Raw genomic sequence first — 412 nt, 5'->3', positions numbered from 1 at the left:
GAATATAACGACTACGGCACCAATTAATCTCACGACGATTAATGAACCCACGTCGGTCATTACTGAACAGATTAAAACAATTCGAACCAATATCAATTTTGCGGCTACTGACCATAAGCTACGAACTTTGATGGTGACTTCGGCCATGCTTGGCGAGGGCAAATCGACAGTAAGTGGTAACTTGGCGGTGGAATATGCTAAGGAAGGGATGCAAGTTTTATTGGTCGATGCTGATTTACGGCGACCAACGATTCACACGACGTTCGGGCTTGAAAATCATAAGGGATTAAGTTCATGGTTGGCTAATCAAATGGACAATGTGAATGATGCAATCCATCCCGTCATTGGTAACCTATTCGTGATGACGAGTGGTCCGAAGCCACCTAACCCAGCCGAACTATTGGGTAGTAAC

At 44.7% G+C, this 412-nt stretch carries 1 protein-coding gene; it reads left to right on the top strand.

Going from position 1 to position 412, the window contains the following annotated elements; genetic code table 11:
- Positions 1 to 412 (top strand): CpsD/CapB family tyrosine-protein kinase (locus tag C1I98_RS46805; RefSeq protein WP_199537613.1); only part of this gene is annotated, 412 nt, incomplete at both ends.

This window comes from Spongiactinospora gelatinilytica, from assembly GCF_003236385.1.
In the GTDB taxonomy this organism is placed as follows: Bacteria; Actinomycetota; Actinomycetes; order Streptosporangiales; family Streptosporangiaceae; genus Spongiactinospora; species Spongiactinospora gelatinilytica.
Note: the sequence above shows the minus strand (reverse complement) of the source record. Positions and strands in the feature narration are given on the sequence as shown.